Raw genomic sequence first — 21822 nt, 5'->3', positions numbered from 1 at the left:
CGCCGCAGGTCCCTGAACTTCATTTTGCGCCATGTGCCGGGCGTTGGCCACAGCCTGGCCGGCGGCGTACTGAATCTTTACCTGGTCATCCGTCCGGGACGAGTGCAAGGGCACAGTCAATTGAGGTGCACAGCACTGTCAGTGATCCGCCGGAGGTTCCAAAAGTCACCTGTGTGTTCTTCCCAGCGGCCAGATTTTGGGTGGCCGAAACTCCCTCGATCTGCATTTCCAGGTGGACAGAGCCACTGAGAACAACCATTTTGGCTTCTTTGGTGGGTGGGCCCAGGTTGAAGGATCCGCCGAATTTCTCCACGGAAAAGGTGCATGCTCCCTGCACGGTCACAGTATGTCCGCTCGTGACACAAGATCCTGTCAGCAACTTCAAATCCTGCGGACGGAGCACTTGTCTCTTGTGCATGCCTGACAGCGCGTCCTGCCAGCCGCCGCTCCCGGAAGTGTTTCCTGCGCCCGCGCCCATGCCTGTCCCCCACACGGCAAGCGCCACCGCAGCACACACGATCGCTGCAATGACCGGTTTGCGGTTGCTCTCACTCATGGGATTTCCACCTTCCCGCCTGATGCACTGCGTGGGGGCGCGGATGGACGGTCGGGGACTGTTTCTGCTGCTGCCGCGCCGGATTCTGCCACGTCCGAAGCGACCGCCGGGCCGCCGGCCCCGCCCTTGTCCTTTCCCAGAACCTCTGCGGTGACGTGGGCAGGTTTTACTCCCCACACAATTCGCCGGACAATCTCGATTTGATCGAAAGCGGCGGAGGGAATGCGGACCTGCAGGTGGAATGACGAAGGATCAACGTCAATCTCGAACCCTTCGAGTCCGGTGGCAAGCTGGAGAAACCTCAGCAATCCGCCTGGGGTGCCCCGGCGTGCCGACAAATCAGCAGCATTGGCTATCAGATCGCGTTGCCGGACGGACGGAATGCCCAGAGCCGCACCCTCCACGGATCCCGGGTCCGGCAGCGTCAGCCAGTCAAGATCAACCCACCGGGACAGGTATCCGAGCAAAGTGTCAGGTGTTCTGAAGGGGTCCACCAGCCGGTCCACGGAATCGAGCACCTCGTGAATCGGCACGTGCATGTCCCCGGCAACAGCGGCAATCGCCCGCAGCGGTGCGCTGGCCGGTGCGCAAACCTGAAAGACCTCAGGCAACAGCGGCAGCAATGGGACACTAGCCATGCTCCCGCATCACCTCCACCCGGTGATCTCCTGAACAAAACAGCCAGGTTTCTGGAATTGTCACAACGTCAGAGACCACGCGGGAACCGCAATTTTCCCAATCGGGTGCCGCATCGCCACACAAGTACACCCCACGGGGGCCCGCGGCGATGACCAGCGGGGCACCATCATCCCGGATGGCCCCGGAAACTGATCTGACGGGTTCAAACCGGGCCCGGTCACGCAGCGGAAGGCCGCAGTTTACATCGCACTGTTCCCATGAAGGCTGGCCGCCGCCGAGCCTCAGGCGCAGTACGCCTCCGCTCTGCGTTGCAGCATAGGCTGAATCACCAACTATGTTCATGCCCCAACAGCTTCCCCCGCCCCAACCCCGGCTCAACTGTTCCCAGGAGTTCCGGAGCGTGGTATCAAAATTCGTACGCCCGAGTTCATCGATTTTTAGCCGTGCACACCCCGTTCCATCGCCCTCGGCCACGGACCGTCCCATCCACAGGAACGTCGTTGGGCCCTCATATTGCACGGACATGCAGCGCACGTCTTCCCCTGCATCCCTGATTTGGTAAAAGCTTTCGGGAGCGCCTGCGTCCGGAGAGAGCCAAATGCCCGCGGACGCCTCAGCCGCGACAACGACGCCGGTTCTCCCGCGCACATCAACAAAGGAGTCCACGGTGTAGAAGCCACGGTCGGGTTTAGCCGGATCCACAAGGTTTTGCACGGGCACCGTGCCTTCCTCGCCAAGCTCGTACAGTCCGTTCTGACCCACCACAAGCAGCTCCGCATGTCCGTTCCGGTCCACCCAGGCCAGATCCGACAGCGGAAACCCCAGTTCGGCGGCACGGCGCCAACTCTCGCCCAGATCATCACTGATGTACACCCGGGAGCCCTGGCCCGAGCTGGTGGCCACAGCAACTTTTCCAGGATGCGCGTTTCCCCCGGAACCGCCGGGACCGAACGTGGGGAACGGTGCAACCGCACGGATCACCTCCCTCGGAAACTCACCGCAGGCTTCCCACCCGGCTGCCGAATTGGTGGTCCGGAAGAGGATGCCATTCTGCGCCACAAACCATGTCCTGGGCTGCCCCTGGGCCTGGACAAGTGCGGCGGCGTCGGAGTCGGGAGCCTTGTCCAGTCGAAGCCGCACAGACTCAACGTATTTCACGCCCGGTTCGGCTTCCTCCATGATACGGAAGAGATTTGACACCCTCAGCGCCTTCCCGAAACCGGAGCCGTAGCCTGGCAGGCCCGTCGGCAATGGATTGATGGACTGCGCCAAACGTCGGGATATGCGGGTTCTGACGGCCTCCGGGTCCTCTTCCGGGCGCACCACGACAATCGCCTGAACCAGCACCTGTTTGTACAGCCCCCACCGGACAACAGGCTGGGCCCCGATCGTCGCCCGCTCCTGCAGATACCGCTCCACCTCCAGACGCACGTCCTCCCGTTCATGCGCGGCCAGGGACTCGGCATCGACGCGTCCATCCGGCCTGGACACGTCCGGGATCTGGGGCACCAGGACCACCTCGACTTCCCCCGGGTTGGCGAACTCCCACGCGTCCTTCCGCGTAAAGGCCCGGCTTCTGGCCACTGCCCCATTGCGAACCGCGAGCGCTTCATAGTCCCGCGCCGTGACGGCCCGGTCACGGGCCTGGAAGTCCTGTGGCGCCCGGCGCAGGGCGTCCTGCAATGGCTCCGCCTCACGGCCCCCCGTGGCAGGCTCCGGGTTGCTGACCCGCAAACCGGAGATTTGTGTGCGCAGGACTGACAAATTTCCAGCGGCAACATTGCCCCGTTCGCCGCCCCCACAGCGGTACCACGCCCGTATCTGGGCACCGGGGGCCGGCACACCTGGGCGGTCATGGTCAGTCCCGTTCCACCAAGCGAACGAGATGGTGCCCGATGACCGGTCAACGCGGACTGCCGTCTCACCCGGTCGCGCATCGGCGAAAGCCTCCACCTCGCGGCAATATCTGTAAGCCGCACCATCCACCAGAACCGCCTCCCCGCTGACAAGTTCAGAACCATCGGACACTTCCACTGCGATGGCCATGCCCGGGCCCGAAACTGCTGGTGAGTTGGGCAGGGTGAACGTCTGTCCGGGACGGCCCGTCCCGGTTCCGATGAGAACGGCATCGTAAAAAGTCGCATCCACCGCGTGGATTTTGACACCCGCGGCGTTGGCCGGCAGCACCCCGTCGGCCGTCGTGACAAACAATGGTTGCGGCGTGCCTGGGAGACCGGGCGCACCACCCACCTGGGTGCCGCGTGGAATGAGCATCTCGTTGCCGCCGGCGGCGACACGGGTAAATTCAAGGATCGTTTCGGCAGCACTGGGTGGCCGAAGTGCTGTTCCCAGCAGGTTCAGGTAGACCGCATAGAGTTTCTCCGGCACCCTGTTGAGCCTGTACATGAGCATGTCGGTGAGATGCGCAAACGCTTCAATGAGGACCATGCCTGGATCATGCACTGACAGGTCGGTCCAGTCCGGGTCAATCTGCCGGATCCGTTCGCGCGCACTTTCCACCAGGTCGGCAAAGGAGCGGTCGTCCAGATTGGGGATGGGGATGCTCATCCTGCACCTCTTGTCTCAACGGGGACCACAATGGCGATGTCGTCTTCATGCGCAGAGGCCCTGACCCGATAGCGCAACCGCACTTCCAGCAGAGACGGATCGTCGGGAGTCCCAGCTGCGTCAAGTGAAAGCACGATTATCCGCTTCTCCCACCGTTCAAGGGCACGGGCGACATAGTGGATGGCCAGGCCCGCCGTGGTGTCATCGTTCGGCGCGAACGCCAGCCGAAACAGGTAGCAGCCATAGTCAGGCCGGTTGATGCGTTCCCCTGGCCGCGTACTCAGCAGCAGCAGCACCGCCTGCCGCACCGAAACAGCATCGTGAACAGTGGCCAGCCTGCCGCCGGCACCAACGCGCAACCCGGCAGGGCCCTGTGCGGCATCAAAGTCCGGATGAACCAGCATCAGTGAACGGTAGCGGGGCTGATTCATCGTGCCGCCTCCACGAACAGCTGCCCCGGAGCGCGGACTGTGTACATCACAGAGCCTGGCGGCGTCCCATCGGTGAAGCCTTCGACAGAGTCAAGACAAATTGCCTGCCGGCCGATCCGGATGAACCCCGAATAGCCATGGTGCACGGCCAGCGTCAAGGTGCACGGTTTGATGTTGACACCCATGTTGGGACACATTCGTATGCCCCGTCCTTGCGGATCAGCTTCAACAAGCACAGGCGAGGAATTGATCCGCACCCACGTTTGGGACGGAACGTTGACAACACTGCCATCGTGTCCACAACGGAGGATGCCACGCGCAACCAGAATTTTCATGTCGCCTCCTCAAAATCCACCGCTCGGGCCCGAATGCGGATGGCATGGCCGGGCGCCTCCAGCACCAGATCGGTGGCCGCGGTGATTCGCAGCAGATCCGGACCCATCTCCACCAGCGATCCGCGCCCGTCGCTCAACCGCACACCATGAGCCGCCCCGTTCAGGACCAATTCCTGGCCGTCGGCGGTCCGGACCGTGTAACGGCTGCCCCGCTCACCGGGGACGCTGGCGTCCGGGGGCTGGTTTTCGCCAAAGAGCCCTCCGAGTACGACGGCGTCTTCCGGACTTCCCGCGACCAGCAGCACCAGCACGGTATCCCCGGTGTCAGGCAGTATCACCGCGCCCTTGTTGGCGCCGGCACCCATCACCAGAACGGGAGCCCACTGCGTCAGCAAGTCCGGATAGGCCGGAAGACGGACCAGCACCCGTCCGCGTTGTTGCGGATCTTCAACATCGGTGATCACGCCGAGCGTCGTCACATCCGCTGCCCGGGTACGCGGTGGCGGTGGTGGGAGGGTTGACAGGGTGGTTTCATACCCGTCGCCGCTGAGAGTGTGCAGCGCGCTGCATATGGGGTAGGTGCCTTCAAAGTCCCTCGCCACCCCGCTGATCTGCACTCGCCGTCCGGCCTGCATGGCCGGATTGCCCGCGGCAACAAGCACGCCCCCAACTTCGGCAGCCAAACGTACGTCGAGATCTGCCTGGGCCAGCTCCGCGGCAATACTCCCGTCGTCGAACGTTTCATTGGACCGTTGCAGCAGCCCGCCTCCGCCTACTCCCTGAGGTGCCGGATCGGCGCGAACAGAAGGACGTGCCCGTTCGCTGCGGGCGCTGCCGCTGACAGTGCCCGCCCCGTCCGGATTCCAGGCATTGACGGCCGCACTGCGGAAGGACGGTTCTTGGCTCACTTCCAGCTCCGCCGAATGCAGAGTGGAACCCAATGCCAGCTCAATCGGTTCCCCGTCCCCGCCCAGGCCCACCAGACGCAGCGTGGATTCATCAACAACTGGATAGAGTCCGAGCCGTGCGCTGGCCTCAACCAGCAGATCCAGGTCCGAGCGCGCACACTGGTACACGGCCCCAATACGATTCCCACCCCCCACTATCCGAAGTCCGGTGCCCTCCGCCAAGCGCGCAGCCAATTCGGCAAGGTTACCGGCTTCGTGCCGCCGGGTATGTTGGCGTTTACGCAGGCGGTGCAGCGCGTCATAGGCCCGAACTCTGACTTCCTGAAGCCGGCCGGAGCCGTAGCCGTGCTCAACAACCGTCACTTCTCCCACGAACAATGGGGTGCGGTGACCAGCCAGCTCCACTTTCAAGGAATCCCCCGGAGCCGGCTCAACTCGGCGGGAACCGCCGGCATCACCGACCTGCCAAACGGCCAGACACTGCGTCGGCTGGGCCAGCGCCGACCGGACCTGGATCCGGGTCATGCCCGCCAGTTCGGCGGCAGAGAGCCGCCGCCGCCCGAGGGTGACGACGAGTTCCGGCAGTCCCTGGATGGCTTTCATCTGTCCTCCACAACAGGTGGAACTGCCAACGGACCGGCGAACCCAAAGGGGTTGTCGATATTGTTGTAGCCGAGCAGGAGTTTCCACTGCAGCGGTGTTCCAAACGCACGCCAGGACAGAATTCCCAGCTCTCCGGGGGGAACGTGCGGCAGAGACACCATGGAGTTCCCGTCGTCTTCCTCCATCAAGTCCTCGTCGGCGCCATCACCAATGACCTCCAATGCACCCACGGGGGGTGCCGTCAGATCCACAGCGGGCAGCCGCTGGGCCAACTCGTAATTCTCCCCGCCTTCTTCGTCCGGGTTTTGGCCGACGCGGACAAAAACCAAACGCATCCATGACCGCAAAGGTGACCCGTCCGGGGCGAAACGGTCAAAGCGTTCAGCCACCTCCGTGACAACTCCCGGCACATTCCATGCCCGGCCCCACACAAAACGGACGGACGGCGGTCGGCGCTGTTGCTCAACTTCGGTTGAGTTCTCAGCCAAACTCCAGATGTGTCTGGTCATTTGGCGTACATCAGAAACGGACAGATGCGCCGGGGCCAGGTCAACGTCAAAAACCAGATCCATTCGAAGTTCGGTGTGGCCGCCGCCCGTAAACAGCAGGGGGTCGTCCGCCAGGGCTGCACCAGCCAGCCTGCCGCCACCGGAACGATGCGGTTCGACGCCGGCCGTTCGCGACATGAGGACAGTTTCAGGATTAAGCAGGGCCCCAAAGTGCTCGCCGGTGTCCTCGATCAAAAACGCGACTCTCTCCATGTCACACCTCAGCCTGCTCGGCGCGCAGCCGATGGGCACGTGCCAGGGAACGTTCAAGGGCGGGTGCATCGGCAGGCGGAGCCATCACGGTAATTGGTGCCGGGAAAGCGTGGTTCAGCTCAGGCCACGGTGACTGGCTGGCCGTATCCGATTTTTGTCCGGTAGACGTGGCACGGGGCTGGTTTTGGACGAGAGTCTGAATGTTTGTGCGGGCCTGGCCCTGCGCTTTTGCGTGCTCTTGAGGCCGGGTTTCGGCAGGGCCGTTCTGCCTCACTGCACGGCCCTGTCCCTGTCCCCCACGCTGCCCCGGCGAAGCGCCAGCTTCGCTCCGGTGCTGGTTCAGTCCAGGGCGACTGATCCTTTGGCGCCTCTGCTTCCGGCTGCGGACCTTTCGGAATCTTGCATCTGGTTCAGCTGCTCCCTGCCGCAGATCGGAAGGTTCCCCCGTTGTCCCGGATTCGCGTTGCGCCTTGTGCTGTTGTCCGAGTTGCGGGCGGGCGGCGGGCGGATTGCCGGGTGTCTCCTGCACTGCAGGGGGACTGGCCGCCGTGACTGTTTTGTGGTCCGGGAGCCCGAACCGCGCAGGATCAACCGCACGGGCCACGCTGTGGCTGTGTCCATCAGGATGCCTAGATTCCGTGATGGTTTCAGCGGCCGGTGGACGATGTACATGGGCGTCTGCGGCGGTCTTCCCGATTTGCCCTTTTCCTGAGGCTGTATCCGTCTGTCCAGCGGGCCGTTTCAACTTGCCCGTCTCCCCGGCCTCTGGTGCGGCCGCTCGACGAGACAGGTTGAGGCGGCCGCTTTGACTCTTGTCTGCCCAGCGCCGTGCGCCGCCGCTGCCATGTGGTGGAGCCAACACCGGGTCGGGTGGACGGGACACGTCATCACGGCTGGGACCTGCCGAACCCCCGACCTGCTGCGACGGATTGTCTGCGCCAATGTCTGCACCAACAGGCCCTTCCAGCGGTGGCCCCCAGCTGGGTGACCATGGCGCAACATTGGTGGAGTCGTGGGACATGGCGGGTTCCATGCCACCGTCACGCAGCATTTGAATCCAGTGTTCGGGGGCATCGTGAAAGTCCATGCCGCTCAAATCCATGTCCAGAGTTTGATTCCGCTGAGCTGTGGTTGCGGACTTCCCGGCCGGTTCGCCTTCCAGGGCTTGGGCGGCCTTCCGGAGCAAGGCCCCCACCCTCTTACCCAGCCGCGCCAGCATCGTCGAGCTCCAGCCGGTCATAGGCAAGTGTCATGTGTTCGATGGCCAAGCCGTTTCCCAACGCCTTGAAGGACGGGCTGCGCCAACGGCAAGGCCAGGCCCGGATGAGGTTCCAGCGCCGAACCTCGTCAGTTCCCGACTCGTTGAGCAGCACGATCGAGACGTTGCGGCGGTCCGACACGCCGGACACGGCATTGAAGAGCCACCGCCACATTTCTCTCGACTCTGTCAGACCATAGCGGAGTGTCACGGGCGGATATTCGACCCTGCCCATCAGGGTCGTGGTGGTGGCGTGATCGGTTCCCTCACGGTGGTCCAGGTGATGGACAATGATTTCAAACGGGTCAATCCGGGTGAAATGTCCCTGGACCACGCCTTGAATGACCAGTTTGAAGTTGTATTGGCGGTATGGGTCCACAATATTTCCCGGCTGAGCAGCGGGCACGGACGCTGGTTGTTCACTCATCCTAAGCTCCTACATTCTGGATCTCGGTGATGTCCGCCGACTGCATCACCTTGAAAATGACGAACTCAGCGGGCTTCACGGGCGCGATGCCAACGATGGCGATGACCTGACCGGCATCCCGAACATCCGGTGGATTGGTGGTCGCGTCGCACTGGACGAAGAAGGCTTCCTGTGGGGTGCGCCCCAGCAATCCCCCGTCACGCCACACACCTGTAAGAAATGCGCTGATCTCCCGATGAATTGAGCGCCACAATTCGAAGCCGTTCGGTTCAAAGAGACACCACCGGGTGCCATCGGCAATTGACTCCTTGATCATGTTTGTCAGCCGACGCACGGGAATATACCGGTACGGACTGGCCTCTGCGGCGCGCGTGCGGGTACCCCACACCAGTGTTCCCTCCGTGGGGAAATACCGAATGCAGTTGACCCCGGCAGGGTTCAGCACCTCCTGCTCGCCCCTGCTAATGCGACGTACCAAGCCAAGCGCGTTCCGGATTGGCTCATTGGCCGGGGCCTTGTGGACACCTCTGCTGTTGTCCACCCGCGCCCAGACGCCCGCGACATGTCCAGATGGCGGCTGGTTGACGAGATTGCCTGTCACCACGTCCTTTACCCGAATCCAGGGGTAATACAGTGCTGCGTAGCCTCCGGGTGACTGCGGCGCACCGAGCGCCAATTCCGCAGCAGGAACTTTTTTCGCAGGTGGGGTGGGCGGGCTGGACCCGGAGTCCGCATCGCCGCCGTCCGGCGCCGTATCGTGCCCCGACCCGGTGCTCGCGGAGCTGTCACCGCCGGGTGCGGAATCGGAGTCCCCCACAGTTCCGACCCGGGTCAGTGCAGAGACGTCATCAACCACTTCCACGGTGTCCAAAATCGCCATGCGGTCCTGTCGGAGCGGATGTTCACAGTGGCCAATCAACGCGGCATAGGCCGCTGGATCCGCATAGCCTGGGGCAGCCACCATGGAGATGTCATCGATGGCTTCCAGCAGCTTCAGGCCCGTCGGCTTGGCAGACGTGCCCGTAAGGGATCCGTTCAGGCCGATGTTGACGACGTAACACCGTCCGCCACCCTCATCAAAGAACCCGTAAACGGCGTTGGCAAGGGCCGTCCCTGCCGTCGACTCTCCCACGTACATGTCGGCGAACTGGGTGTAATTGTCGATGACCACTGCTTCGTCCAGCCGGGCTGACGCCATGGGCGCCACCCCAATGAACGCGGCAATGCTGGTATTTACGCGGCCAATGGACCGGGCGCCGCTGGGCACCTCCTGTACATAAACTCCCGGGGCCAGATAGTTGGGCATGGCTAATCCTTTCCATCCCATCGAAGGGTGATGGGAAGCATTCTCGCGTTGGCGGTGAACTGCCTGATTGAATCCTGAAACTCGACAGTCAGCAACTGTTCCGTGTCCGACGTGGAAAAGCATTCAAACCGTCCCTGCGGATCGCAGGCTACGGCAACACTGGAGGCTGCGGATCGGACGCGTGCACCGCCAAGACCGTTACCGTGAGTGTCAATAACGACTCCGGTGAGATGCCGCCCCACTTGCATTTTCACCTGCAGCGGCTCCCGGACGGTCACTGCCATCGGCTCGTCGAGCGGGATGGCAACCGGCACCTGAACCTGAAAGCCGATGCCTGCGGGCGTTGCCGGAGGCCACCTCCGATCCAATGTGCTGGTGGAATACCGGCTGCCGCCCTCGATGGTGGTTATCAGCCTTTCCAGATTCTCCAACCGCTGATCCCCTGTGCAAACCACGGAAACAGCCAGTTCCAGATCCAAAACAGGTCCGGCCCGGCGTGACCGTCCGACCCGGCTGAGTGCGATGGCCCGGACAGCCACCGGCGCAGGCTCGCGGTCATTTTCATCGTCATCGACCAGGCGAACATCGTCGGGCGGGACAGCAGAGCGGAGTATTTCCACCAGTGCGGCCAGCTCAGTTCTCACCACGCTCACGGCTGCACCCCGTTCCTGACCGCCCCCGCCAAGGGGATAGACCCAGACTACTCTCAACTGTGAGCTCCGTCACGAACAACTATTTTGCTGTGCCCATTCCCGTGGCGTCAGTCAACCACTGGGGGCGGTGCCATGGGAGGACTGAAGTGGCAGTGAAGTGACTGCTGTCAACCACCTCGCTACTTGCTGCAGAACACTGTTCAGTGCGTGCAGCGAGGGCCTGGGATGAGCCATATCCAGCTCATGTTGCATGCTTGCCTTCCATCGGCTCTTCATGGGTCAGCGAAGGGGATCAGCAATGTCCGCGAATTTGCTTCAATGGCAGTTGACACCATGGGGCATTGGCCCCCAAATTCAGACTGGGCGGTCCGGTCTTTAGCAGCTCCACTCTTTGACGGCTTCACCAGGAAGTTACCATGTGCGATGTTCCCAAACGAAAGTGGCAGTCGGTTCTCCGTCCAGCCAGGCTGCTGCTGTCTCTCCTCGCTGCAGCCATTGTGATCGCCGGGTGGCAAATTCCCAACACGCTCGGCCTCGTTCCGATGGGCATTGGAATTGTCCTGTTCGTGGTGGTGATTCTGCTTCCATCCGTGCGCGAGATCGAGTTGGGCTTCCCCACAGGAGTGAAAGTTCTGGCAGCCGTGAGAAACCGCAGGCAAGAACTGTCCACAGAGATCAGGGGGGATTCCGGGGAACTGGAATTGTGCGCCCAATTGCTGTGTGACGACCCCGTGCTCGCCGCCTCGCTGTTGGAGTCCGCATGGGCCAAAACAACTGCCACGTGGCGCGGCCCCATTACCGAAGAGACCCGCCTTTACATTTTGTGCGTTTTAGTGAAATTGCTTGACTCGCACAGGAAGTGGGCGCAGCTTCCGGCCCCCAACAATGCTGCCCCAACGCCAGTGGCTGCGCTGGCGAGCCTGTCCCCAACGCAGCGGGTCGTGGTGGTTCTCCACGAGTTCGCCGACCTCCCTCTGTCCCAGATTGCATCCATCACGGGTTCGTCGCTGCGACAGACAGCCGCCACACTGAACGCTGCGGAAGCTGCTGTCAATCGATTGGCTTCGGGCGGAACGGGACCGTGAACCCCTCGTTGAAGCAGAGTCTTTGGCTGGAGGCGGCCGAACGTGCCACTCTGCAAGCCGTCGACGGCGAGCGTGCCCTGACGCGCGGCTGGCAACGATACCGCCTCCGCCTCATTGTCACTTATGCCGCCGTCATGACAGTGATGTTGGCTCTCACAGCTTCCCTTTTTTTGGCCCATTCGCTGGCGGCCGGAGCTGACACGGCGCCGGAGCCTTCGCTGGCACGTACCTTGGTGTCGATCACAGTCCATGCCGATGGGGCCAGTGCGGAAACGGGGCAGTCAGTGCAAATGGATGCGGAGGGCCGTTTCAGTGATGGGTCTGTGCAGCCATTGACCGATGGAGTGCGTTGGGCTTCGAGCGATGCGGACATCGCCACAGTCGATTCCGCCGGAGTGGTCAGGGCACTGAATCCGGGCAGGATTACCATCGAGGCCACTCGGGAATCCATTCAGGGCCGTCTGCAGTTCACTGTCCTGCAAACTGCCAGTCCCTCACTGACGTCAATTTCACTGACGCCTCCAACTGTCACCTTGGGACTGAGACAATCCTTGCAGCTGGCTGCCGTTGGCACGTTCAGCGACGGTTCCAGCAGACCGGTTGGAGCCACGGGAATCTGGCGATCCAACAACCCGGCCGTGGCTGCCGTTGACGGAGGGGGGCTGGTGACAGCGACCGGAACGGGCAGCGCGCTGATCACATTGACCGAGGACGGGCAGACAGCCCAGGCTCACATTGATGTCCCGGTGGCGATCGTGGGCCTGCGGATCGACCCGCCTGCAACCGAGCTCCAAGTGGGACAAAGCCAGCAGCTGAAGGCCGAGTTCGTGCTCAATGACGGCAACACCCGTCTTGCTGACAGGGCCGTCTGGTCAACAAGCAATGACAAAGTGGTGCAGGTTGATCAGAACGGATTGGCAGTGGCCGTCGGCACCAGTCAGGCTCCTCCCCCGGTGGAGGGACAATCCACCGATCCGGTCGGTACAGCGGCAACCGTCACTGTCCAGCAGGATGGATTTACCGGAGAAGCATCCTTTGCCGTTTTCCCCCAGAATCCGCCGAGCTAGGGCTTCCTGCAGGATCCGATGCGCCAACGCTCGCTACTTGCGGCCGATGAACCAGTCCTGCAGCTTCTTCAGCCGCGTCTGGAGCTGAGGTTCGTTGGCCTGTGCAACTGCCGGGCCCCCGCAGATCCTGCGCAGCTCGCTGTGCACCATTCCGTGCGGCATGCCCGAACGGGCGCTCCACGCGGAGACGTTCTTGGCCAATTCACCGCGCAGGTCCATGAGCATGCGGTGGTCCACCAGCGGTGCGGCATCGGGTTCGGCCGCTGCCGGGGCGTTTTTGCGCCTCCGGGTTTGCTGGTCGGCCTGGTGCTGGCGCAGCAGGAGGCCCATCTGGTCGGCGTCAAGCAGTCCGGGGATGCCGAGGAAGTCCAGTTCATCCTCGCTGCCGATGGCGCCGCCGGTGCCGAACTCGCCGCCGTCGAACAAGACGCGGTCAAAGGAGGCTTGGGATTCCAGTGCCTCGAACTTGAACTTTTCCAGCGTGTCGGAGGCCTTTTCCTCGCGGTTGGCCTCCTCCATTTCATCGTCTTCTTCGATGAAACCGTCCGGGTCCTTGTCGGGGCGGTCCAACGCGTGGTCGCGTTCAAGCTCCAGCTGGTTGGCCAGTTCCATCAAGTTCGGCACCGACGGCAGGAAGATCGACGCCGTCTCGCCCCTCCTGCGGGCGCGCACAAAACGTCCCACGGCCTGGGCAAAGAACAACGGCGTGGCGGTGGAGGTCGCGTAGACGCCCACAGCCAGACGCGGCACGTCAACGCCTTCGGAAACCATGCGCACGGCCACCATCCAACGCTGCTCGCCGGAGGAGAACGCATCAATCTTGTCCGAGGCCTTGGCGTCGTCGGACAAGATCACCGTGGGCGACTCGCCGGTGATCTTCTTCAGCTGCGCGGCATAGGCACGGGCGTCTTCGTGGTCCGTGGCAATGACCATGGCGCCGGCGTCGGGCACGGCACGGCGCACCTCGGTCAGGCGCTTGTCGGCGGCAGCCAACACGGCGGGAATCCACTCCCCCAGCGGGTTCAGGGCCGTACGCCAGGCCTGGGACGTGACATCCTTGGTGACGGCTTCGCCAAGCGTGGCCGCCATTTCCTCGCCGGCACTTGTCCGCCAGCGCATTTTTCCCGAGTAGGCCATGAACATGACGGGGCGCACCACGTGGTCCCGCAGCGCCTCGCCGTAGCCGTAGGTGTAGTCGGCCTGTGAACGACGGATGCCGTCGCGGTCCTCGGCATATTCGACAAACGGGATGGCGGCCGTGTCGGAGCGGAAAGGCGTTCCCGTCAGGGCAAGGCGCCGGGTGGCAGGGTCGAAAGCTTCCCGGATGCCGTCGCCCCACGACAGTGCGTCGCCGCCATGGTGGATTTCATCCATGATGACAAGAGTGCGTGCGGCCTCGGTCTTGGCCCGGTGCAGCATGGGTTTGCTGGCCACCTGCGCATACGTCACGGCCACGCCGGCAAAGCCCTTGCCATGGCGGCCGTCGGCGTTTTTGAAGTTGGGGTCAATGGCGATCCCAACCCTTGCGGCCGCGTCCGCCCACTGCCGCTTGAGGTGGTCGGTGGGCGTGACAATCGTGACCCTGTTGATGGTGCCGCGCGCAATCAGCTCCGTGGCGATGTGCAGGGCAAACGTCGTCTTGCCGGCGCCGGGGGTGGCCACGGCCATGAAGTCCTTCGGATTCTCACTGAAGTACTTTTCCATGGCCTCGGTCTGCCAGGCACGCAGTTTCTGGGCCGTTCCCCAAGCGGCACGCTCCGGGTAGGCGGGAGGCAGCGACGGGCCGCCAAACAATGTTTCCGTCACGTATTTCCCGCCATCCTTGTCACTTCTTCCTGCACTGCGCACCCTGTACCGGGCACGGTGGAACAACGGCGGTTGCGCCGTCCTTGCCACTGTTTTTGTGGCCAATGTTGTTGCGGCCGCTGTGGTTCGGGCCGAAGGGCTACTCTTTGGGTTTCTTGGGACCCTTGCCCTTGCCGCCTTCGGGCATCAGGCCGTCGTAGATGGCCTTGCAATCGGGGCAGACCGGAAACTTGTGCGGATCGCGTCCCGGCGTCCACACCTTTCCGCACAGGGCCACCACGGGATCGCCCGACAGGGCCGATTCCATGATCTTTTCCTTGCGGACATAGTGCGAGAACCGTTCGCTGTCGCCGGGCTCGACTTCCTGGCGCAGTTCCTCGCGTTCAATCACGGCAGTCGATCCGCCACCGGTGCCGGGATTGCCAGTGGGATCATTTTCGAAGGGGTCTGGAGGCAAACTCATGGATCCATTCTAGCGTCATCTCCATCGCGACTCACCGAGGCAAAGTTCCACGGGGACCTCACGCGCCGGAATCTCTCGGCGAGCCGGGGTGGAGCGCGGACGACGGCGGGAGGCGAAACGCGAATATCACTTGCCTCCCGCCAAGCTGCCGCTGTTAGAGACTCTGCCACTCCGGCTTGTTGTTGAAGGCGTTGCGGTATGCCGCCGCACCTTCGAGCTTGGACGCCGCGGCCTCGTCAATGATGACGGTGGCGCGCGGGTGGAACTGCAGGATTGAGGCAGGGCACGCGGCCGAGACCGGACCTTCAACGAAGTCACGCACGGCGTCGGCCTTGCCTGCGCCGAAGGCCACCAGAACAAGGTGGCGGGCGTCCATGATGGTGCCCAGGCCCTGCGTCACCACGTGGTGCGGAACCTGTGCGATGCTGTCAAAGAAGCGCGCGTTGTCCTGGCGTGTCTGCTCGGCCAAGGTCTTGATGCGGGTACGCGAGGCAAGGGACGAGCCGGGCTCGTTGAAGCCGATGTGGCCGTTGGTGCCAACGCCAAGGATCTGCAGATCAATGCCGCCAGCCGCGGCAATGGCGTCCTCGTACGACTGGCAGGCGTCCTCCAAGTTCTCGCTTGCACCGTTGGGGCCGTGCACATTTTCGGCCTTGACGTCCACGCGGTGGGTGAACTCGCGGCGGATCACTTCGCGGTACGACTCGTAGTGGCCAACGGGCAAGCCAACGTACTCATCCAAGGCAAAGCCGCTGGTTTCGGCGAAGCTCAAGCCCTCCTCGTCGTGGCGGCGTGCCAGCTCGTCGTAGATCGGCAACGGGGAGGACCCTGTGGCCAGGCCGATGACGGCGTTGGCCTTGGTGCGCACCAACGACTCGATGGCGTCGGCAGCCAGGGCGCCAATTTCCTTGCTGCTGGGGAGGACAATTACCTCCATGGAACACGCTTCCTTTCGCGGCACACACGTGCCTGTGGAATTCGAAACTTTTATGCAAAGTTGCTGCCCTCCACCTTATCCAGTGCGGACAGCCATCAACTAACGGTCCACTGAAACCGACAGCAGCAGCTCGGGGGCGCGCTTGTCGTAGATCTTGGCACCTTGGCGTACGCCGATGGCCAGGAACACGGCGCCAAGGATCATCCCCACCACGAGAGCCAGCCAGGAATACAGCACCTGCCCGGACACCAGGGCCACAATGAGCAAAATCAACTCGGGCAGCACCAGCACGCCCAGTCCGGCAAACCCGGCCAACTGGATCAGTGCAGCGGAAAATCCATTCCCGGGCCGGGTCTTCAGGGGACTGTCTCCGGGCAGCGGAACGTTGCTGGTAAACCGCGCGGAGAACACGCTGGCCAGCCCCAGCCCCGAACCCACCACTGCGAGGACAAGTCCCAAGGTTCCCGGCAGCTGGCTCATGTCCTTGGAGAAAATGGCACCGACGACGGCGTACAGCACTCCCAGCGGCAGCGCCAGCACCCCGGCTGCCATGGCACGGCCCGTACGGTCCGCCAAACCACTGATGCCTGTGGCAACGTGCAGGGCAAAAGCCGTGTTGTCGTAGGAGATGTCGGCGCTGATGGACCAGGCCACCAGGAATGCGGCCAAGGCGGCACCAAAGCCCAGCGCGACCCCAATGGCGGTCCCGCCGCCAAACTGTGAACCGGCAAAAACGAACACCAGCGGCAGCAGCGGGGCCATCAGCAGCCCCGCACTGTAGCGCGGGTCCCTGAACCAGTAGGTCAAGCAGCGTGCGGCGACGGCTCCGGCAGGCGTGGCGGGGAACCAGCCAAAGAAACCCATTTTGCCGGCTCCGCGGCGTGCCCCTCCGGCAAAGGCCGGTGTGACAAGCGCCCGTGCCAGGCACGCCTTCCACACCCAGACAAGAGCGGCAATGGTGGCCAGGGCAATCAGGAACTTCAGGCCCGCCGGGCCGTAATGGCCCTGGGCAATCTCGGCCGGAACCGCCCAGACGGCCCCCAGCGGTGTCCAGGAAATACTGTTGGCCAGTTGCGGAAGGTAAGCACTGAAGTTGCTCACACCGCTGGAGATGCCATTGATGATGGGGCCCAGGAAGAGCAGCGGCAGCAGGACAACAATGCCGCTCACGTCCTTGAACCGCCGGGAAGAAGCCAAGCTGGCACTGGCTGCAGTCACGGCGCGGGAGGCCGTGATGCATGTCACGGCGCCCAGGGCGCCGCAGAGCAGGGCAACCACGCCAGCCAACGGATGGCTCCACCACGACGCTGCCGTACCCACCGACGCCAGCAGCGTTATTGCCCCCGGTATGCCGATGAAACTGCTCAGCAACAGTCCCGCCAGCAGCGACTTCATGGGTATGGAGTACGTGGTGAACCGTGCCGGGTCAAGGGTCATGTCCAGTCCATTGAGCACCACCGGGACCACCAGCCAGCCCAGTACCACCGCCGCGCCGGCCAGCACCACCACGGTGCCAATGGCTTCCGGATCCGCCGCACCCAGAGCAGCCAGCCCCGCCAACAGCAGAGCCAGTATGCCCAGCCCGTACAGGCCGCCAATAATCAAGCCCACCAGCTGCCATGGGCTGCGCTTGAGGGAGTTGCGCAGCAGCGCCAGCTTCAGCCTTACGAGGTGCGCAACCATGACAACCCCGCCGTCTCGTTGCGTCCGCCGACCAGTGCGACGAACTTTTCTTCCAGACTCTGGTTGCCGCGCACCTCATCGACGGTGCCGGCAGCCAGCACGCGACCTGCCGCGATGACAGCCACGTGGTCGCACATGCGTTGCACAAGGTCCATGACGTGGCTGGAGACAATGACGGTGCCCCCTGACTTGACGTAGTCGGCAAGGATGTCGCGGATGTTGGCGGCCGAGACCGGATCGACCGATTCAAAGGGCTCGTCGAGGACAAGCAGCCTGGGTGCATGGATCAATGCGGCGGCCAAGGCGATTTTCTTTGTCATGCCGGCCGAGTAGTCCACCACAAGCGTCCCGGCGTCCTTGCCAAGGTCAAGCGCGGCCAGCAGGTCCTTGACCCGGCTGGCCACCGTGTCCTTGTCCATCCCGCGCAGCAACCCCGCGTAGCTGACAAGCTGCTCGCCGCTGAGGCGGTCGAAGAGGCGCACGCCGTCGGGCAACAGGCCCATAAGGCGCTTGGCCACGAGGGGCTGCTGCCAGACATCCACACCGTGCACCCAAACTTGGCCGGCATCCGGACGCAGCAGGCCCGTGGCCATGGACAGGGACGTGGTTTTGCCTGCCCCGTTGGGGCCCACCAGGCCATAAAAGGAGCCTGCGGGAACGTCAAGGTCAATGCCGTCAACGGCAAGCTTCGCGCCAAACCGTTTGCTCAATCCACGAATGGAAAGCGCAGGCGGGAGCCCTGCTGCCGGGTGCTGTTCAGCTGAGATATTCTCCATGTCCACACACTAACAAGCGGCAGTGGCGCAACCGGCCATCCGAAAGGATGAACTTGACGTCCCAGCAAGAAGGAAAGGCGGAGGCGCGGGCCCGGCGGGTGCAAAAAGCCCCCTCCGCGCAGCGATTGCTGCACCTGCGAAGGGGGCTTTTTGCTTGGGTTCCTGCTCCGCTTGAACAGCTTAGAACAAGGCGCGGGCCAAGGCTTGGCGGGATGCCGAGACACGGGGGTCGCCCACGCCCACCACGTCGTAGAGTGCCAGCAGGCGAACTCTGGCGGTGTCGCGCTCAGGGCCGAAGTGGGTGCCAATGTATTTGACCAGGCGGGCCAGCGCGTCCTCCACATGGCCGCCCGTGACATCCAAGTCGGACACGGCCAGGGCGGCGTCGAGGTCGTCCGGGTCGCCGGCGGCCAAGGACCGGAATTCCTCGGCCTGGACCACATTGAGCTGTGCCGCGCGCCGCATCAGGTTCACCTGCGCCAGCCCGATCTTGGCGTCGGCGTCGTTGGGTTTTTCCGCCAGCGCCTTCTCGTAGCTTGCCTGTGCCAGTTCAAGGTCCCCGGCGTCGATGGCATCCCGGGCCGCCTGGTGCAGCGGCGGCAAGGGTGGTTCCTGCTGCTCGGCGTCGGGTTCCGGAGCGCCGCCCAGGTTGCCCGTCACGCCGTTGCTGGCAGCGACCTTGAGCAGTTCGGCGAGGAACTCCCGCACCTGGTCCTCGGGCAGGTCGCCCTCAAACATGGGAACGGGCTGGCCCTTGATGAGGGCGATGACGGTGGGCACGGCCGCAGCTCCGAAGGCCTGGGCAATCTGTGGACTGGCATCCACATCAACCCGGCCCAACGCGATCTTCCCGCCGTGCTCATTCATCAGCTTCTCCAGCAGCGCGTTGACCTGCGCCGACTGCTGTGAGCGCCCTGACCCCAGCGCCACCACCACGGGCACCTTCTGTGAGAGCTGGACAAACTCCTGGAAGCTCTGCTCGTTGACGTCCACGGCGTAGGGCGAACCGCCGGAGGGAGCGATTGGCTCAGTTGTGGTGGCCCGGTTCTTCAAGGCTGAAAGGTCGACGGCGCCGCGCAGGTTGATCCCGGGCGAGGCGTTGGGTGGCATGGGGCTGTTTTGACTCATAAAATCACTCTAACTGTGCCGGCCCGCGGCGGTGTGGCTTCTCGCCGCGGGCGAAACATGGGATTGCGAACGATGGAGCAGGACAGACTTGGACGAGTTCACCTGCACCGGCGGATGCCGGTTACTTGAACTTCCCGCTCACCAAGTTTCTGGTGGCCGAGAGGACCGTGATCTTGCCATCCCCCGCCGGCGGAATGTACATGACAATGGGTTCGGCGTAGTTCAAGGTGAACCCCTTGACGGTCTCCCTGCCCCCTGTGAATACGGCAGCATCCTCGCCCACTTTCAATGTGGCCTCATCCTTGCTGGTTGCAGCAATGCCAAAGTTGTTGCCCACGACAACCATGGCGCCGCCGTCGGCAGTGCGCATGGCCACCGCGGAGTCAAGGTCGCCCTTGTGGCTGAACACGTAGCTGGCATCCTTCGCATCGGCAACAATTTTCTTCTGCAGGTCAAGGACACTGCTGATGTAAACACTGTCATTGAAGGAGTCCTTGTACTTGCTCTTGGACGTGGTCAGGCGGTCGCTCAGCACCGCAATGGCCGACTTGGGGCTGAATATCAGACCCTCGGCGGAATCAAGCGGCACGGCCTGGGTCCCTTCCTTGTCCACCTTGGGGAAGGTCTGTCCCGGCAAGAGGGGCGTCGCCTGGATGAGCTTGTAATTTTCGCGCGGACTTGCCTGGACAAGGGTCAGCAGCTGGGGCAGCTCATTGTTCTCCCCCTGCGTGACAAGCATGGCCGACCGCGGCCAGGTGCGGGTGGTGGTGACTACCTTTGCCAGCATCTTCGTGGCATCGACGGGCTCGATGGCGGGATGCTCGGCCACCTTGGCGCGAATCTTGTAGTTCGAGGTGCGGACGGCCAGTGCCATGCCCGCGACGCGTGGCGATAGTTCCTTGGCGTTCTTGGCATTGTCTCCGGAAGCCACCACAGCGGCCACGGACGCCGAGATGCGCTCCACCTGACTGTCCAACAGATTCGGGAACGCTGCGGCAGCAGGGTCCTCCGAGGCTGCGGGGGCACCGCTGGCGAGTTCGCTTGCCGGAACACTGGCGCTGGGCTCAGGAGCCGGGGTGGTTGGATCGGCGGCGACGGCCGGGCTGATGCTTCCGGCCAGCAGCGCGGCGGCCAAAATGGCCCCCCAACGAGCCTTCACGCTGTTCTTCACAGTTCGCAACTGTGCAGCAGGTGCAGTGAACTTCGCCTTGCCGTCGTTCTTTTTAGCATCTTTCGCTGGGTCCTTCTCTGCGCCCTTTGTTGAGTCGTCCTTGGTGGCACCCTTCGTGGTGCCGGGGGAAGCGTCGGTGGCGGCAGCCCCGGAAGGCGTCCCGCCGTTGGAGCCTGCATCGTGCCCTGAGTCGTCCTTGGAGTTGGGTTCTGGGTTGGGCTTGGAGCCCGGAGCGGCGTTGGGCTTGGAGCCCGGAGCGGCGTCGGGCTTGGAGCCCGGAGCGGCGTCGGGCTTGGAATCAGCCTCGGCGGGGATGCCAGTGTCCTTTTTCGTCAACGTTGCAGGCAGGGCGGAAGTGGCATCAGCGGTGGGCAGTTTCGCGTCGGCAGCACTGTCTGGGGCGGCACTGTCTGTGGCAGCACTGTCTGGGGCAGCACTGTCCTGGGCCGCACTGTCCTGGGCAGCACTGTCCGCGGCTGTACCATCTGCAGCTGCGGGCGCGCGGTTTCTGCGGGAGGCGACGATTTTGTCCACTTCCAGCGCGCCCGTGGCCGGGTCGGCCGGGGTGCGGCCGGCTGCGCGACGTCCGGCCACAGCCTGGGCTTGCTTGGGCTTGCGGGGGGCGATGAAGAACAGCAGGGCGGCCAAGGCCAGCAGTGCCGAGCCGATGATCATCAAAGGCACCGCCCAGGGCGTCGCGGCGTCGTTGTCCGCGGTGACTGAGATGTCGATGGGGGCAGGTGCGGTGCCGTCGGAGGAGACCAGCAAGGCCCAGTCGCCGCGGCCCGGGGCTTGCCACGTGTAGGTCAGCTCTCCGGTGGCCTTTTCCTCGCTGACCCACAGGTCCGAACCGCTCGGGTTGGGCACTTTTTCAACACCTGGTGTGCTCTCGACGTTCAGCTCGCTGAAGTCGTCGCTGGCAGCGCCAATGGTGGTGTAGGCGGCGTCGTCAACCCAACCGAAGACGTCATCCACACGTCCCACGGCCAACTGGATGGGGCCGTCGCTCTTGACGGTCAGCGTGAACTTGCCGTCGTGGGTTTTGAGCACGCCGGGGCCAATGACTGTCAGCGGGGACGTCTTGACTGCCGGGGCTGCCTTGACATCTGCCGGGACCGCGGCCGTGAGCGTGGACGGCGGGAGCCAAATGGTGCGCTGGCCAATGCCCGTACCCAGCACCAGAAGGCCCAAGACAGCCAAGACGATTGCAATTTTTAAACGCAAGAAACTACCTAACATCGGCGGAACACTGCTGTGGTCG

The 21822-nt window shown here is 63.4% G+C and carries 18 protein-coding genes; 2 read left to right on the top strand and 16 right to left on the bottom strand.

Annotated elements, in window-relative coordinates; translation table 11 throughout:
* Positions 1–85: 85 nt before the first annotated feature.
* The 9 genes from QMG25_RS07555 to QMG25_RS07515 form a co-directional block, all read right to left on the bottom strand.
* Positions 86–556, bottom strand: coding sequence for a hypothetical protein (locus QMG25_RS07555; RefSeq protein ID WP_283458859.1), 471 nt, complete (start codon positions 554–556; stop codon positions 86–88).
* On the bottom strand, positions 553–1194 hold the full coding sequence (locus tag QMG25_RS07550; RefSeq protein ID WP_283458857.1) for a phage tail protein: 642 nt from the start codon (positions 1192–1194) through the stop codon (positions 553–555). The genes QMG25_RS07555 and QMG25_RS07550 overlap by 4 nt, the downstream gene beginning before the upstream one ends.
* A complete protein-coding gene (locus QMG25_RS07545) occupies positions 1187–3763 on the bottom strand; it encodes a baseplate J/gp47 family protein (protein WP_283458855.1) in 2577 nt (858 codons plus the stop codon). The genes QMG25_RS07550 and QMG25_RS07545 overlap by 8 nt, the downstream gene beginning before the upstream one ends.
* Entirely contained in the window at positions 3760–4194 is a 435-nt protein-coding gene (locus tag QMG25_RS07540; RefSeq protein ID WP_283458853.1) for a GPW/gp25 family protein, read from the bottom strand. Before QMG25_RS07540 ends, QMG25_RS07545 begins: the two co-directional genes overlap by 4 nt.
* A gap of 331 nt (positions 4195–4525) precedes the next feature.
* Positions 4526–6040: a phage baseplate assembly protein V gene (locus tag QMG25_RS07535; protein WP_283458851.1), complete on the bottom strand. Its 1515-nt coding sequence runs from the start codon at positions 6038–6040 to the stop codon at positions 4526–4528.
* Positions 6037–6801 carry a CIS tube protein gene (locus QMG25_RS07530; RefSeq protein WP_283458849.1) on the bottom strand — a complete coding sequence of 255 codons (765 nt, stop codon included), beginning with the start codon at positions 6799–6801 and terminating at the stop codon, positions 6037–6039. Before QMG25_RS07530 ends, QMG25_RS07535 begins: the two co-directional genes overlap by 4 nt.
* A 1199-nt stretch (positions 6802–8000) precedes the next feature.
* Positions 8001–8486, bottom strand: a complete 486-nt coding sequence (locus tag QMG25_RS07525; RefSeq protein ID WP_283458846.1) for a phage tail protein — start codon at positions 8484–8486, stop codon at positions 8001–8003.
* A gap of 1 nt (position 8487) precedes the next feature.
* Positions 8488–9792 carry a phage tail sheath family protein gene (locus tag QMG25_RS07520; RefSeq protein WP_283458844.1) on the bottom strand — a complete coding sequence of 435 codons (1305 nt, stop codon included), beginning with the start codon at positions 9790–9792 and terminating at the stop codon, positions 8488–8490.
* Between the two features lie 2 nt (positions 9793–9794).
* A complete protein-coding gene (locus tag QMG25_RS07515) occupies positions 9795–10445 on the bottom strand; it encodes a hypothetical protein (protein ID WP_283458842.1) in 651 nt (216 codons plus the stop codon).
* Positions 10446–10861: 416 nt separating this feature from the next.
* Between QMG25_RS07515 and QMG25_RS07510 the strand changes: the two genes are divergently transcribed.
* Together QMG25_RS07510 and QMG25_RS07505 are read left to right on the top strand one after the other, a co-directional pair.
* Complete coding sequence (locus QMG25_RS07510; protein ID WP_283458840.1) at positions 10862–11530, top strand: sigma factor-like helix-turn-helix DNA-binding protein; 669 nt, start codon at positions 10862–10864, stop codon at positions 11528–11530.
* Entirely contained in the window at positions 11527–12597 is a 1071-nt protein-coding gene (locus QMG25_RS07505) for an Ig-like domain-containing protein (protein WP_283458838.1), read from the top strand. Before QMG25_RS07510 ends, QMG25_RS07505 begins: the two co-directional genes overlap by 4 nt.
* Positions 12598–12630: 33 nt before the next feature.
* On the opposite strand, the gene QMG25_RS07500 is transcribed toward QMG25_RS07505, so the two are convergent.
* The 7 genes from QMG25_RS07500 to QMG25_RS07470 all read right to left on the bottom strand — a co-directional run bounded on the left by QMG25_RS07500 (position 12631) and on the right by QMG25_RS07470 (position 21785).
* A complete protein-coding gene (locus QMG25_RS07500; protein WP_283458836.1) occupies positions 12631–14403 on the bottom strand; it encodes a DEAD/DEAH box helicase in 1773 nt (590 codons plus the stop codon).
* A 139-nt stretch (positions 14404–14542) separates the two neighbouring features.
* Positions 14543–14866 carry a DUF3039 domain-containing protein gene (locus tag QMG25_RS07495; RefSeq protein WP_283458834.1) on the bottom strand — a complete coding sequence of 108 codons (324 nt, stop codon included), beginning with the start codon at positions 14864–14866 and terminating at the stop codon, positions 14543–14545.
* 154 nt (positions 14867–15020) lie between these two features.
* Positions 15021–15803 carry a glucosamine-6-phosphate deaminase gene (nagB, locus tag QMG25_RS07490; protein ID WP_283458832.1) on the bottom strand — a complete coding sequence of 261 codons (783 nt, stop codon included), beginning with the start codon at positions 15801–15803 and terminating at the stop codon, positions 15021–15023.
* 99 nt (positions 15804–15902) lie between these two features.
* On the bottom strand, positions 15903–17486 hold the full coding sequence (locus QMG25_RS07485; RefSeq protein WP_283458830.1) for a transporter: 1584 nt from the start codon (positions 17484–17486) through the stop codon (positions 15903–15905).
* On the bottom strand, positions 17468–18262 hold the full coding sequence (locus QMG25_RS07480; protein ID WP_283458828.1) for an ABC transporter ATP-binding protein: 795 nt from the start codon (positions 18260–18262) through the stop codon (positions 17468–17470). The genes QMG25_RS07485 and QMG25_RS07480 overlap by 19 nt, the downstream gene beginning before the upstream one ends.
* A 180-nt stretch (positions 18263–18442) precedes the next feature.
* Positions 18443–19390 (bottom strand): tetratricopeptide repeat protein, encoded by a 948-nt coding sequence (locus QMG25_RS07475; protein ID WP_283458826.1) that lies wholly within the window; start codon positions 19388–19390, stop codon positions 18443–18445.
* A gap of 121 nt (positions 19391–19511) precedes the next feature.
* Positions 19512–21785, bottom strand: coding sequence for a hypothetical protein (locus QMG25_RS07470; RefSeq protein ID WP_283458824.1), 2274 nt, complete (start codon positions 21783–21785; stop codon positions 19512–19514).
* Positions 21786–21822: the final 37 nt, after the last annotated feature.

Source organism: Arthrobacter sp. H35-D1 (assembly GCF_030063185.1).
In the GTDB taxonomy this organism is placed as follows: Bacteria; Actinomycetota; Actinomycetes; order Actinomycetales; family Micrococcaceae; genus Specibacter.
The sequence above is the reverse complement of the archived record's forward strand: the minus strand, read 5'-3'. Positions and strand labels throughout refer to the sequence as shown.